Origin of the sequence: Burkholderia sp. Ac-20345 (assembly GCF_017104825.1) — a bacterium.
Classification (GTDB): Bacteria; Pseudomonadota; Gammaproteobacteria; order Burkholderiales; family Burkholderiaceae; genus Burkholderia; species Burkholderia lata_B.
Genome location: NZ_JAAGPO010000236.1, coordinates 1 through 14,148 on the forward strand (window position 1 = coordinate 1; position 14,148 = coordinate 14,148).

The 14,148-nt window shown below is 68.0% G+C and carries 10 protein-coding genes; 8 read left to right on the forward strand and 2 right to left on the reverse strand.

Translation table 11 applies throughout. The annotated features are described in order from the left end of the window. Window positions 1–140 precede the first annotated feature (140 nt). The 6 genes from G3O06_RS41825 (at window position 141) to G3O06_RS41850 (ending at window position 9,082) form a co-directional block, all read left to right on the forward strand. Window positions 141–4,340 (forward strand): YhdP family protein, encoded by a 4,200-nt coding sequence (locus G3O06_RS41825; protein ID WP_205819584.1) that lies wholly within the window; start codon window positions 141–143, stop codon window positions 4,338–4,340. 63 nt (window positions 4,341–4,403) lie between these two features. Further along, complete coding sequence (locus tag G3O06_RS41830; RefSeq protein ID WP_046544982.1) at window positions 4,404–5,231, forward strand: carbon-nitrogen hydrolase family protein; 828 nt, start codon at window positions 4,404–4,406, stop codon at window positions 5,229–5,231. Window positions 5,232–5,317: 86 nt separating this feature from the next. After that, entirely contained in the window at window positions 5,318–6,784 is a 1,467-nt protein-coding gene (tldD, locus tag G3O06_RS41835) for a metalloprotease TldD (RefSeq protein WP_174913396.1), read from the forward strand. 445 nt (window positions 6,785–7,229) lie between these two features. Next, window positions 7,230–8,303: a 3-deoxy-7-phosphoheptulonate synthase AroG gene (aroG, locus tag G3O06_RS41840; protein WP_046544980.1), complete on the forward strand. Its 1,074-nt coding sequence runs from the start codon at window positions 7,230–7,232 to the stop codon at window positions 8,301–8,303. Window positions 8,304–8,426: 123 nt separating this feature from the next. Continuing rightward, window positions 8,427–8,696 (forward strand): type II toxin-antitoxin system Phd/YefM family antitoxin, encoded by a 270-nt coding sequence (locus tag G3O06_RS41845; protein WP_174913399.1) that lies wholly within the window; start codon window positions 8,427–8,429, stop codon window positions 8,694–8,696. Further along, on the forward strand, window positions 8,693–9,082 hold the full coding sequence (locus tag G3O06_RS41850) for a type II toxin-antitoxin system VapC family toxin (protein WP_174968367.1): 390 nt from the start codon (window positions 8,693–8,695) through the stop codon (window positions 9,080–9,082). The genes G3O06_RS41845 and G3O06_RS41850 overlap by 4 nt, the downstream gene beginning before the upstream one ends. Before the next feature lie 71 nt (window positions 9,083–9,153). On the opposite strand, the gene hmpA is transcribed toward G3O06_RS41850, so the two are convergent. Further along, window positions 9,154–10,362: an NO-inducible flavohemoprotein gene (hmpA, locus tag G3O06_RS41855; protein WP_174913405.1), complete on the reverse strand. Its 1,209-nt coding sequence runs from the start codon at window positions 10,360–10,362 to the stop codon at window positions 9,154–9,156. 92 nt (window positions 10,363–10,454) lie between these two features. Next, the gene (locus tag G3O06_RS41860) at window positions 10,455–11,006 is read right to left on the reverse strand and encodes a cob(I)yrinic acid a,c-diamide adenosyltransferase (protein WP_174913408.1); all 552 of its coding nucleotides are present in this window, start codon (window positions 11,004–11,006) and stop codon (window positions 10,455–10,457) included. A 173-nt stretch (window positions 11,007–11,179) separates the two neighbouring features. On the opposite strand from G3O06_RS41860, the gene G3O06_RS41865 reads away from it, so the two are divergent. Next, the gene (locus G3O06_RS41865) at window positions 11,180–12,589 is read left to right on the forward strand and encodes an FAD-linked oxidase C-terminal domain-containing protein (protein WP_174985148.1); all 1,410 of its coding nucleotides are present in this window, start codon (window positions 11,180–11,182) and stop codon (window positions 12,587–12,589) included. A 41-nt stretch (window positions 12,590–12,630) separates the two neighbouring features. Further along, window positions 12,631–14,148 (forward strand): FAD-linked oxidase C-terminal domain-containing protein (locus tag G3O06_RS41870; RefSeq protein WP_241020509.1); only part of this gene is annotated, 1,518 nt, incomplete at its 3' end.

A 14,148-nucleotide genomic window follows, 5' to 3' on the forward strand; every position in this document is an offset into this window, starting at 1 on the left:
TCGGGTGCGCCCGTCGCGAAACCGCGCGCCGGAAAGCCCGTGCCGCGCTGCCGCGCTGCCGCAACGGCCGCCGGCACGAACCCGTGTGATACATTTCAACGTCAGTCTGCAAAACTACCATATCGCCGCCCGTCCGCCGCATGTCCGACCGTCAGGAATCCGCCGTAGCTGCGCCCGAAGCGGGACCTCCGAAGCACGATCATCCGGTCCTGCGTCGCGTGTTCAGGGTGACGCTGGCAGTCGGGATCGGCACCTACTTCGTCGCGTCCGGCGCGTTCCTCGGGCTGCGCTACGTACTGCTGCCCCGCATCGACGAATTCCGCCCGCGCATCGAGCGCGCGGTGTCCGACAAGCTCCACGCGCAGCTTTCGATCGGCAAGCTTTCCCCGAACTGGTCCGGCATGCAGCCGGGCGTCGAACTCACGAACCTGACGATCCGCGGCCGCGACGGCAAGGTCGCGCTGTCGGTACCGCACGCGACGGCCGCGCTGTCGTGGATGTCGCTGTTGCGGCTGTCGCCCGCACTGTCGAGCCTGATCGTCGACCAGCCCGATCTGGTGGTCGCGCGAGCGGCCGACGGCTCGCTGAGCGTCGCGGGCGTCGGCGTGGCAACCACCCACGGCGGCAACGACACGTTCGGCACGTGGTTGCTGAAACAGCAGGCAATCGTGCTGCGCGGCGGCACGCTGCGCTGGCGCGACGCGCAGCATGATGCGCCGGAGCTCGTGCTGTCGGGCATCCGGCTCGCGGTGCTCAACGACGGCCGCGTGCACAAGGTCGCGCTGCAGGCGCCCGCGAACGGCACGCTGCTGCTCGGCCCGCTCGATTTTCGCGCGCGCTTCACGCACAAGCCGCTCGCGCCGGTCGGCAAGCCGTCGAACTGGACGGGCGACGCGTACCTGTCGACGGGCCCGGTCGACCTGCAGACGCTGGCGCGCTACCTCGACATGCCGCTCACGATCCACGCGGGCCGGATCGACAACGCGATCTGGGCGACCTTCAGCGACGGCCACCTGCGTTCGGCGGGCGGCGACCTGCAGGGCGCCGACGTCGCGCTGCGCGTGCGCCCGACGCAGCCGCGGCTCGACGTGCCGACGGTCGGCTTCGGCTGGGACATGCAGCTCGACGCCGGCCACGACTACACGCTGCACCTGACGCGCTTCAACGCGGAGCTCGGCCAGCCGCCGCTGCCGGACGGCACGCCGCTCGCCCGTTCGCTCGCGCTGTCGACGCTGACGGCCCGCTACCGCGTGCCGACCGTGAGCCAGGGGCAGTTGTTGAGCGTCGTCGGCGACCGCGTCGATCTAGGCATCCTCAGCGAGTTCATTCGCGGGCTGCCGCTGCCGGCACGCCTGCGCAACGAGCTGATCAAGATCGACCCGCGCGGGATGGTGTCGAACTATCACATCGAGGTCGAGCGCGCGAAGCCCGCGCACGCGGACCTCGCCGACGAGGAGCGGCGCACGGGCGCCGCGCCGATCGTCCGCTACCGTTTCCTCGGCGATCTCCAGGGCATCAGCTTCGCCGCGCAGGAGCCGCCGCCGGGCTTGTCTCCGCGCGGCCACCCGCGCGCCGGCTGGCCGGGTGTCGAGAACCTGTGGGGCCGCGTCGATGCGAACGAGACGGGCGGCTCCGCGCATTTCGATACGGTCAACGCGGCCGTCACGGTGCCCGGCGAATTCGACGAGCCGCGCCTGACGTTCGACCGGCTGCGCGGCAATGCCAAATGGACGATCACGCCCGCGCCCGGCGAGAAACACGCGCGCGTCGACGTATCGCTGCCCGACCTGCTCGTGTCGAACCCCGATGCCGAAATCGCGGTGTCCGGCTCGTACACGAACCCCGGCCACGGCCGCGGCACGCTCGACCTGCGCGCCGATTTCGCCCGCGCGTCGGTGGCGCGCATTCCGCGCTACCTGCCGACCGGGATGTCCGAACACCTGCGCGACTATCTCGGCCACGCGCTGCAGGACGGCAAGGTGACCAAGGGCGCGTCGATCGTCGCCCGCGGCCCGCTCGAGAAATTCCCGTTCGAACACGAGCCGGACGCCGGCGTGTTCCACATCGTCGCGCCGTTCACCGGAGGCCGGTTCGAACCGACGCCGTACCCGCCGCGCAAGCTCGCGAACGGCACCCCGAGCGTCTGGCCGGCGCTCGACGGGATCGACGGCGTGTTCGAGCTCGCGCAGAACAAGCTGCGCTTCGACATCCACCGCGCGCACTACAAGCGCGTCGCGCTGACGAAGGTCGCGGGCCGCATCGACGATCTCGGCAACCCGACCCACTCGCCGCTCATCATCGACGGGCACGCGCAGGGCCCGCTCGCCGACCTGATCGACTACGCGGACAACAGCTCGCTCGGCACGATGAGCGGGCATATCGGCCAGCGGATCGATGCGCAGGGACCCGCGTCGCTCGCGCTCAAGATCACGATTCCGCAGCACGTCGCGCATCCGCACACGCACGTCGAAGGCGCGCTCGCGTTCGGCGGCAATACGCTGACGACCAGCGGCGTGCCGCCGCTGTCGGCGCTGCGCGGCAGTGTCCGGTTCACCGAGGCCGGCGCGTCGCTGCACGACCTGTCGGGGCGCTTCCTCGGCGGCCCGGTGCGCGCGAACGGCAACTTCCAGTCACACGGCCCGTACACGGTGGACGTCGACGGCCGGCTCGCGCTCGACGCCGCACGCGGCCTGAACCTGCACGGCCCGGCCGCCGCGCTGCTCGAGCACGTGATCGGCGACGCACCGTACAAGGTCGCCGTGCGCGGCGCGCCGGGCCGCCTGCCCGACATCAGCGCGCATTCCGACCTGACCGGCGTCGCGCTGAATTTCCCCGCGCCGTTCGCGAAGGCGGCCGGCACGCCGATGCCGTTCAGCTTCACGCTGCAGCCGGCGCCGCAGGCCGACGGCAAGCGCCTCGAGCACGCCGACCTGACGCTCGGCCCCGTGTCCGCGACCTACCTGCTCGATGCGACGCGCGGCCAGCCGCTGCGCGCGGTGCGCGGCGCGATGGGCATCCACCGGATGCCCGACATGCCGCAGGACGGCGTGAGCGCGGCCGTCGACGTCAACGAACTGGACGCCGATGCGTGGCTCGCGCTGGCTCATACGCTGAAGCCCGACACACCGCGCGCGCAGGAGCCACAGGCCGCGCCGCGCGTCGATTTCGCGAGCTTCGCGCCGAAGCGCTTCGCGTTCCATTTCGGCACGCTGAAGCTGCTCAAGCGCAACTGGGAAAACGTGATCGTCGGCGCGTCGCACGTCGACGATCTCTGGCAGGCGAACATCGCGTCGAACCAGGTATCGGGCTACCTGTCGTGGGCGCCGGGCGGCGGCCACAACGGCGCGGGCGTGCTGAACGCGCGGCTCGCGAAGCTCGTGATCCCGGACAGCGCACAGCACGATCTCGTCGGCCGCGCGATGAACCTGCCGACGCCGACCGACCGTCCGATGCCGTCGATCGACCTGATCGTCGACCAGGTCGTCGCGCGCAACCACGACATCGGCCGCCTCGTCGTCAACGCGCGCAACATCGACGAAGCCGGCACGCCGGTCTGGCAGCTCGACAAGCTCGAGCTGTCGAACCCGGCCGCGAAGCTGACGGCGACCGGCAACTGGCGCACGTCGCGCCGTGCGCTCGCCCGCGGCGCCGACGAAAGCGATGCGCCGCGCCGCACCGTGTTCGACTTCAAGCTCGACATCGACAACGCGGGTGCACTGCTCGACCGCGTCGGCCTGCCGCGCACGCTTGCGGATGGCCATGGCTCGGTCACCGGCAAGGTCGGCTGGCGCGGCGGCCCGACCGCGCTCGACCTCCCGTCGCTCGGCGGCCAGATCACGCTCGACCTCGAACACGGCCAGATACTGAAGGTCGATCCGGGCGCGGCGAAGCTGCTCGGCGTGCTGAGCCTGCAGAGCCTCGCGCGCTTCCTGACGCTGAACTTCCGCGACGTGATCGGCAAGGGGCTGCCGTTCGACAAGATCACCGGCACCGGCCAGATTTCGAACGGGATCGCCCGCACCGACGACTTTTCGATGATGACGGGGCCCGCGAACGTCACCGTGCGCGGCGCGGTCGATCTCGGCACCGAGACGCAGGACCTGCATGCGCACGTCGCGCCGAAAATCAGCGCGGGCGCAGCCGCGATCGGGGCGGCCGTCATCAACCCGCTGCTCGGCGTCGGCGTGCTGGCCGCGAACTACGCGCTGTCGGAGACGCTGTCGCGCGCGTTCGCGCTCGACTACGCGATCACTGGCTCGTGGGCCCACCCGCACATTGAGCGGGTGCGGGGCGATCAGGGTAAGATGAATCACGGTCCGGCCGATGCGACGAACCATTGAGCCGCGCGTCGGACCGCGCACGGTGCCGGGCCGCACCCCATTTATGACGCAATCGATCCTGCGATGACCGACCACACCCGTTCCGCCACGCCCTTCCAGGTCGCCGCGCTGCAGATGGTGAGCACGCCGGACGTCGCCCGCAATCTCGCCGAGGCGCGCCGCCTGATCGCGGAAGCCGCCGGCGAAGGTGCGCAGCTCGTGCTGCTGCCCGAGTATTTCTGCTTCATGGGCCACCGCGACACCGACAAGCTCGCGCTCGCCGAACCGTACCAGGACGGCCCGATCCAGCATTTCCTCGCGGACGCCGCGCGTCGCCACGGCATCTGGGTGATCGGCGGCACGCTGCCGCTGAAGGCGCCGGAGCCCGATCGCGTGCTCAACACAACGCTCGTGTTCGATCCGTCCGGCAACGAAGCCGCGCGCTACGACAAGATCCACCTGTTCAACTTCGAGAAAGGCGACGAATCGTTCGACGAGGCACGCACGATCCGCGCGGGCGATACGGTCGTCGCGTTCGACGCGCCGTTCGGGCGGGTCGGGCTGTCGGTCTGTTACGATCTCCGCTTTCCGGAGCTGTATCGCAGGATGGGTGACTGCGCGCTGATCGTCGTACCGTCGGCGTTTACGTATACAACGGGCCGCGCGCACTGGGAAACGCTGCTGCGCGCGCGGGCCGTCGAGAACCAGTGCTACGTGCTCGCGGCCGCGCAAGGCGGCAAGCACGAGAACGGCCGGCGCACCTGGGGCCACAGCATGCTGATCGACCCGTGGGGCGAGATCGTCGCGGTTCGCGACGTGGGCGCAAGCGTCGTGCTCGGCGCGATCGATCCGCAGCGCATCGCCGACGTGCGCCAGAGCCTGCCCGCGTGGCGGCACCGCGTGCTGACCTGAATCCGGCCGCGCCGCTTGAAACGCCGCGCGGCCAACCCATCTGCCCAGAAGCACCCGACAACTTTTTGAGAAACCCCGATATCCGCATGAACATCATCGAACCCGGCATCCGCAACCTCGCGCTGGCGAAGGACATCCTGCTCACGCCGTACGGCCTCGACGAAAGCCTGCTCACGCGCACGATCGCCGACATCTTCACGCATCGCGTCGACTACGCGGACCTGTACTTCCAGGCGACCCGCAGCGAAGCGTGGAGCCTCGAGGAAGGCATCGTCAAATCGGGCAGCTTCAGCATCGACCAGGGTGTCGGCGTGCGCGCGGTCGCGGGCGACCGCACCGCGTTCGCGTATTCCGACGACCTGTCGCCGGAAGCCATCGCGCAAGCCGCCGCGGCAACCAAGGCAATCGCGGCAGCCGGCGGCGGCCGCCAAAAGATCAAGGCGGCGACGTCGCTGAAGGGCATCTCGGGCCGCGACCTGTACCTGCCGTCCGATCCGCTCGCGTCGCTCGACGCGACGGCCAAGGTCAAGCTGCTCGAGCGTATCGAGCAGATGGCGCGCGGCCGCGACCCGCGCATCACGCAGGTGATGGCGGGCCTCGCCGGCGAATACGACGTCGTGCTGGTCGCGCGCAGCGACGGCGCGCTCGCAGCCGACATCCGCCCGCTCGTGCGCGTGTCGGTCACGGTGATCGCCGAGCAGAACGGCCGTCGCGAAATCGGCTCCGGCGGCGGCGGCGGCCGCTTCGACTACGGCTACTTCACCGACGACGTGCTGTCGCGCTACGTCGACGACGCCGTGCATGCGGCACTCGTGAACCTCGACGCACGCCCCGCGCCGGCCGGCGCGATGACGGTCGTGCTCGGGCCGGGCTGGCCGGGCGTGCTGCTGCACGAGGCGATCGGCCACGGTCTCGAAGGCGACTTCAACCGCAAGGGCTCGTCGGCATTCGCGGGCCGGATCGGCGAGCGGGTCGCTGCGAAGGGCGTGACCGTCGTCGACGACGGCACGCTGCCGAACCGCCGCGGCTCGCTGAACATCGACGACGAAGGCAACCCGACGCAGTGCACGACGCTGATCGAGGACGGCATCCTGAAGGGCTACATCCAGGACACGCTGAACGCACGCCTGATGAAGATGCCGGTCACGGGCAACGCGCGCCGCGAGTCGTACGCGGCGCTGCCGATGCCGCGCATGACGAACACGTACATGCTGAACGGCGACAAGGATCCGCAGGAAATCATCGCGTCGGTAAAGAACGGCCTGTACGCGGTGAACTTCGGCGGCGGCCAGGTCGACATCACGAACGGCAAGTTCGTGTTCTCGGCGTCCGAGGCGTACATGATCGAGAACGGCAAGATCACCTACCCGGTGAAGGGCGCGACGCTGATCGGCAGCGGCCCCGAATCGCTGAAGGACGTGAGCATGATCGGCAACGACATGTCGCTCGACTCGGGTGTCGGCGTGTGCGGCAAGGAAGGCCAGAGCGTGCCGGTCGGCGTCGGCCAGCCGACCCTGCGGATCGACAGGATGACGGTCGGCGGTACGGCATAACCGCATCGCGGCGCAGACAATCCGCGCATTTTGAAGAAAACGCGCGGAATATCCGCATTTTCGACGTTTCCCGGTTGCCAGCCGCCCGGCGACGGGGTATAAATTCCGAATCAACTTTTTTGACGAACCGAATCTCCGTCATGTCCGCCAAGTTTTATTTTTACTTTTTTTGGTATCTCAGACCGCTGGCGGATCGAGAGGGTTGATGGCGCGTAAAGCGCAACCGAAATTCCCGAAAAAACCGCCGGCGAACCCGGCGGTTTTTTTTCGCCCTTCGCCACCCGGTCGCCGCCGCAGCGGTCCCGCGGCCCCGACCGAAACCACTGAATCGCTTGAATTGATGAATCTGCCGCACGCGAAGTAATTGGGCGGCGCCCACAACAGCTTTGCATGGGACCGGAGCAAGTGCTGAAGCACTCACTCCGGTCGACAAAGGAGAAACAGCATGCCCCCGCACAACACCGACGACGTCCGCATTCGCGAACTCAAGGAACTGACGCCGCCCGCCCACCTGATCCGCGAATTCGCGTGCTCCGAAGCCGCGTCCGAGCTGATCTACAACTCGCGCCAGTCGATGCACCGCATCCTGCACGGGATGGACGACCGGTTGATCGTCGTGGTCGGGCCGTGCTCGATCCACGACACGAAGGCGGCGATCGAATACGCGGGCCGGCTGGTGAAGGAGCGCGAGCGCTTCAAGGGCGAACTGGAAATCGTGATGCGCGTGTACTTCGAGAAACCGCGCACGACGGTCGGCTGGAAGGGGCTCATCAACGATCCGCACCTCGACAACAGCTTCAAGATCAATGAAGGGCTGCGCACCGCGCGCGAGCTGCTGCTGCAGATCAACGAAATGGGGCTGCCGGCCGCGACCGAATACCTCGACATGATCAGCCCGCAATACATCGCCGACCTGATCTCGTGGGGCGCGATCGGCGCGCGCACGACGGAATCGCAGGTGCACCGCGAGCTCGCGTCGGGGCTGTCGTGCCCGGTCGGCTTCAAGAACGGCACCGACGGCAACGTGAAGATCGCGGTCGACGCGATCAAGGCCGCCTCGCAGCCGCACCATTTCCTGTCGGTGACGAAGGGCGGCCATTCGGCGATCGTGTCGACGGCGGGCAACGAGGACTGCCACGTGATCCTGCGCGGCGGCAAGGCGCCGAACTACGACGCGGACAGCGTGAACGCAGCATGCGCGGACATCGGCAAGGCCGGCCTCGCCGCGCGCCTGATGATCGACGCGAGCCACGCGAACAGCTCGAAGAAGCACGAGAACCAGATCCCCGTCTGTGCCGACATCGGCCGCCAGATCGCGGCCGGCGACGCCCGCATCGTCGGCGTGATGATCGAATCGCATCTCGTCGAGGGGCGCCAGGACCTGAAGGAAGGCTGCGAACTGACCTACGGCCAGAGCATCACCGATGCATGCATCGCATGGGACGACAGCGTGAAGGTGCTCGAAGGCCTCGCGGAATCGGTGAAGGCGCGCCGCGTCACGCGCGGCAGCGGCAACTGACGGACGCAAACAGGCTGGCCGCATGGCCCCGCCTGCCGGCGGGTTGGCCATGCGGCCAGCGCGCGGTCGTCGTTTCGCTCTGCTAGACTAGCTAACATTGTCTAGCTAACCATGGGAGCGATCATGCCGACCGTCAACATGCACGATGCCAAGTCGCGGCTCTCAAGCCTCGTCGAAGCGCTCGAATTGGGACGCGAATCCGAAGTCGTGATCGCCCGAAACGGACATCCGGTTGCGCGGATCGTTCCTTACGCGGCGCCGAAGCGGATCGGCGCAGCTCGTCAGTTGCTTGCCGGGCTGAACATCCCCACCACCGTCGAGGCCTTCAATGCCGGCGACGAATCGATCTCCGCCGACTTCGACGCCAGTTCGGAACAGGGACTCGCGCCGTGAAGCTGCTGCTCGATACGCACATCGCGCTATGGGCGGCCGAAGGCGCGCCTCAACTGTCAGCGACCGCGGCCGCGTTGATCGAGCATCCCGAAAACACGCTGTACGTGAGCGCCGCGTCCATCTGGGAAATCGCGATCAAATACCGCAAAGGCAATCTGTCCGTTCATCCGCGCGATGCACGCTCGGCGTTCCGGCTCGCCGGTTTTGCGGAGTTGCCGATCAGCAGCGATCACGTCGAAGGTGTCGCCGCGTTGCCCGATTTTCCGGACCATGCCGATGCGTTCGACCGCATGATGGTTGCACAGGCACTCCATGAAGGCATGCCGCTCGTCAGCGCCGATCCGAAAGTGTGGCGCTATCACGCGACGCTGATGCTGCGCGCCTGACGCATGCACGCAACAAAAAAGCCCGGCTCGCGCCGGGCTTTTTCATTGTCCGGAGACCCTCCGCCAGTGCATCACTCGAGCGCGCCCGAACCGAAGATTTCGGTGTTCACGCGTTCCGGCGCGACGCCGAGCGCGACGAGCGCGTCACGCTGCGCCTTCATGAACCCGATCGGGCCGCAGATGTAGTAGTCGGCGTCCGGCACCAGCGCGTATTGCTGCACGCGTTCCGGCGTGAGGCGCCCTTCCAGGTCGTAGTCGATGCCGGCGCGATCGTTCGGTCCGACCAGTTCGTACACCACCGTGCGCTTGACGTTCGCATGGTCGCGCACCGTATCGTTCAGCCAGTCGCGGAACGCGTGCACCGCGCCCGAACGGCATGCGTGGACGAACCGTACTTCGCGCTTGCTGCCCTCGGCGATCAGCGTCGACGCCATCGACAGCATCGGCGTGATGCCGACGCCGCCGGAAATCAGCACGACCGGCGTCTCGACCCCACGCTTCAGCGAGAATTCGCCCATCGGCGCAGTCACCTCGACGATCGCGCCCTCTTCCACGCCGTCGTGCATCAGCGTCGACACCTTGCCGGCCGGAATGACTTCCGGCTTGCCGGCTTCACGCTTCACCGAGATGCGCAGCCACTTGCCGTGCGGCGCGTCGGACAGGCTGTACTGGCGCGGCTGGTCGACACCGAGGTCGCCGACGAAGCGCTTCACCGTGATGTACTGGCCGGGCTCGAACGACGGCGCCGCGCCGCCGTCGGCCGGGATCAGGTAGAACGACGTGATCTCGTCGCTTTCGCGCACCTTGCGCTCGACCTTGAACGGACGGAACCCGCTCCACGCAGCGCCCGCGTACAGGTCGGCCTCGACGCCGATCAGGATCTGCGCGAGCTGGCCGTACGCGACGCGCCACGCCTCGAGCGTATCGGCGTCGACCGCGTCGCCCAGCACTTCGACGATCGACGCGAGCAGGTTCTCGCCGACGATCGGGTAATGCTCGGGGCGGATGTTCAGGCTCGCGTGCTTGTGCGCGATCTTGGTCACGGCGCCGCCCAGCGCGCCGAGATTGTCGATGTTCGCCGCATACGCGTAGACAGCCTTCGCGAGCGTTTCCGGCTGGCTGCCCGTCTTCTGGTGCGTCTGGTTGAACAGGTTCTTCAGTTCCGGATGCCGCGCGAACATGCGCTGGTAGAAGTGCTTCGTGATCGTCGCGCCGTGCACGGCGAGGACAGGGGCAGTGGCCTTCACGCGAGCCATCTGGTCAGCGGTGATGTGGGTCATGTTCGTTCTCCGTTAAACATGCACACACAATACATCTTTAAGAATCGATGCCCCCCGGGCAAATTGTCGCAGTGCGCCAAAGGGGCAAATCGTCAGCGGGCGCGGCCGCGCTCCCACAGCACATCTGACCCGCCGTCGGCGCGGTTCAGCACGCGCGCCAGCACGAACAACAGGTCGGACAGCCGGTTCACGTAGCGCCGCGGCGCATCATTGAGCGTCTCGGTACGCCCGAGCGCGACGATCGAGCGCTCCGCGCGGCGGCACACAGTCCGGCACACGTGTGCGAGCGACGCCGCGCGCGAGCCGGCCGGCAGGATGAATTCCTTCAGCGGCGGCAGCGTCGCGTTGTAGTCGGCGAGCCAGCGGTCGAGACGCGCGAGATGCGTGTCGTCGAGCACGGTATGGCCGGGAATGCACAATTCGCCACCGAGATCGAACAGGTCGTGCTGGATCGTCACGAGCGCCGTGCGGATATCGTCCGGCAGCGTTTCGGCGAGCAGCACGCCGAGGTTCGAGTTCAGTTCGTCGACATCGCCGATCGCGGCGATCCGCGTGTCGTCCTTGCCGATGCGCCGGCCGTCGCCGAGGCCGGTGGTGCCATCGTCGCCCGTGCGCGTGGCGATCTTGCTCAAGCGGTTGCCCATACGAATGTCCTCTCGTGCGCGGCCGCGAGGCGGCCCGGTTGCGTTCTAACGCGATTATCGCAGCCCGCGGTGGCAGGCGCAGCGGGCGTTACAGCGTAGAATGGCCCGAAACCCTGCAGCACGGGAGCCGGGCCGGCGCCAACGCGCTCACCCGGATCGACAAGGAGACGTACGTGAATCACCCTGCCCCGCCGGCCGCCACGCGCCGCCCCCTTCCCCCCGCCATGCTCGATGCGCTGCGCGCCACCTTCGGCGAGCGCGTGTCGACCGCCGACGCCGTCCGCGAGCACCACGGCCGCGACGAATCGCCGTTCGACCCGCAACTGCCCGATGCCGTCGTGTTCGCGCACAGCGCGGACGACGTGCGCGAAGTCGTATCGCTGTGCTCGTTGTACAGCGTCCCGCTGATCCCTTACGGCGCCGGCTCGTCGCTCGAAGGCCACCTGCTCGCGGTGCGCGGCGGCGTATCGCTCGACCTGTCGGAAATGAACCGCGTGCTGTCGATCAACGCCGAAGACCTGACCGTGACGGTCGAGCCGGGCATCACGCGCAAGGCGCTCAACGAAGCGCTGCGCGACACCGGCCTGTTCTTCCCGATCGACCCGGGTGCCGACGCGAGCATCGGCGGGATGACCGCAACGCGCGCGTCGGGCACCAACGCCGTGCGCTACGGCACGATGCGCGAGAACGTGCTCGGCCTGACCGCCGTGCTCGCCGACGGCCGCGTGGTGAAAACCGGCTCGCGCGCCCGCAAGTCGTCGGCCGGCTACGACCTCACGCGCCTGTTCGTCGGCTCCGAAGGCACGCTCGGCGTGATCACCGAGATCACGCTGCGCCTGCATCCGCTGCCCGAAGCCGTATCGGCCGCGATCTGCACGTTCCCGTCGATGGGCGACGCGGTGCGCACCGTGATCGAGACGATCCAGATCGGCGTGCCGATCGCGCGCGTCGAGTTCGTCGATGCGCTCGCCGTGCGCTCGATCAACCGCCATTCGAACCTGACGCTCACCGAAGCGCCGACGCTGTTCTTCGAATTCCACGGCACCGAGGCGGGCGTGAAGGAACAGGCCGAGCTCGTGCAGGCGCTCGCCGGCCAGAACAACGGCCAGGGCTTCGAATGGGCAACCCGCCCCGAAGACCGCAGCCGGCTCTGGGCCGCCCGCCACAACGCGTATTTCGCGATGCTGCAGTTGAAACCCGGCTGCCGCGCGGTGACGACCGACGTGTGCGTGCCGATCTCGCAGCTCGCCGCGTGCGTCGAGGAAACCGAGGTCGACCTTCGCGCGTCGTCGCTGCCCTGCCCGATCGTCGGCCACGTCGGCGACGGCAATTTCCACGTCGCGATCCTGATCGACCCCGACAAGCCCGAGGAAATCGCCGAAGCCGAGCACATCAACGACCGGATCGTCGAGCGCGCGCTGCGCCTCGGCGGCACCTGCACGGGCGAGCACGGCGTCGGGCTGCACAAGATGCGCTTCCTGCCGAAGGAGCACGGCGACAACGCGATCGATACGATGCGTGCGATCAAGCTCGCGCTCGATCCGCGCAACCTGATGAATCCGGGCAAGATTTTCACGTGCTGACACGGCGGCGCGACGCCGCGCCGCCTGCTGCAGGAGACCCAATGAACGCTCCCGTCGAACTGTCGAGCGCGGCACGCGCGCAGCGCCAGCGCGAAGTCGTGCAGGCGCTGATGGCCGTGCTGCCGACGCATTGCCTGCTGTACCGCGACGAAGACACGGCGCCGTACGAATGCGACGGCCTGTCCGCGTACCGCCGCCTGCCGCTCGCGGTCGCACTGCCCGAAACGGAATCGCAGGTGCAGCGGATCGTGCAGATCTGCCGCCGCATGGAGGTGCCGATCGTGCCGCGCGGCGCGGGCACGAGCCTGTCGGGCGGCGCGTTGCCGATCGCGCTCGGCGTCGTGCTGTCGCTTGCGCGCTTCACGCGCATCGTCGAAGTCGACCCCTACGCGCGCACGGCGACCGTGCAGCCCGGTGTGCGCAACCTCGCGATCTCGGAGGCCGCCGCGCCGTACGGCCTGTATTACGCGCCCGATCCGTCGTCGCAGATCGCGTGCACGATCGGCGGCAACGTTGCGGAAAATTCCGGCGGCGTCCACTGCCTGAAATACGGGCTCACCGTGCACAACGTGATGCGCGTGCGCGCGGTGACGATCGACGGCGAGATCGTCGAGTTCGGCTCGCTCGCGCTCGACATGCCGGGCCTCGACCTGCTTGCCGTGATGATCGGTAGCGAAGGGATGTTCGCGATCGTCACCGAGGTCACGGTGAAGCTGATCCCGAAGCCGCAAACGGCCCAGCTCGTGATGGCGAGCTTCGACGACGTCGTCAAGGGCGGCGAGGCCGTCGCGGCGATCATCGCGTCGGGGATCATCCCGGCCGGGCTCGAGATGATGGACAAGCCGGCCACGCAGGCCGTCGAGTCCTTCACGCACGCGGGCTACGACCTCGACGCGAAGGCGATCCTGCTGTGCGAATCGGACGGCACGCCGGAAGAAGTCGCGGAAGAGATCGTGCGGATGACGGCCGTGCTGCGCGAGCATGGCGCGACGCGCATCCAGGTATCGCGCAACGAACACGAGCGACTGCGCTACTGGTCGGGCCGCAAGAACGCGTTCCCGGCCGCCGGCCGTATTTCGCCCGACTATTACTGCATGGACGGCACCGTGCCGCGCCGCGCGATCGGCCCGCTGCTCGCGCGCATCGAGCAGCTCGAAACGCGCTACGGGCTGCGCTGCATCAACGTGTTCCATGCGGGCGACGGCAACATGCACCCGCTGATCCTGTACAACGCGAACGATCCGGACGAACTGCACCGCGCCGAGCAGTTCGGCGCGGAAATCCTCGAATGCTGCGTGGAATTCGGCGGCAGCGTGACGGGCGAGCACGGCGTCGGCATCGAGAAGCTCAATTCGATGTGCGTACAGTTCTCGCCGCAGGAGCGCGATGCGTTCTTCGCGGTCAAGCGTGCATTCGATCCGGCGGGGCTGCTGAACCCGGCAGGCCGAAGCCTCTCCACTCGCGCCACCCATAGAAGATGCGCGTTCTCAAACGAAGAAAAGCCGCCATCGCGGCGGTTGTCCGCCGCATGCATTCGGGCTGTCAAACCCGGTCAACGT

Bases quoted from the DNA above. Each gene is read 5' to 3' on its own strand.
- G3O06_RS41825 (WP_205819584.1), top strand. From the start codon at position 141: ATGTCCGACCGTCAGGAATCCGCCGTAGCTGCGCCCGAAGCGGGACCT.
- G3O06_RS41830 (WP_046544982.1), top strand. From the start codon at position 4,404: ATGACCGACCACACCCGTTCCGCCACGCCCTTCCAGGTCGCCGCGCTG.
- tldD (WP_174913396.1), top strand. From the start codon at position 5,318: ATGAACATCATCGAACCCGGCATCCGCAACCTCGCGCTGGCGAAGGAC.
- aroG (WP_046544980.1), top strand. From the start codon at position 7,230: ATGCCCCCGCACAACACCGACGACGTCCGCATTCGCGAACTCAAGGAA.
- G3O06_RS41845 (WP_174913399.1), top strand. From the start codon at position 8,427: ATGCCGACCGTCAACATGCACGATGCCAAGTCGCGGCTCTCAAGCCTC.
- hmpA (WP_174913405.1), bottom strand. From the start codon at position 10,362: ATGACCCACATCACCGCTGACCAGATGGCTCGCGTGAAGGCCACTGCC.
- G3O06_RS41860 (WP_174913408.1), bottom strand. From the start codon at position 11,006: ATGGGCAACCGCTTGAGCAAGATCGCCACGCGCACGGGCGACGATGGC.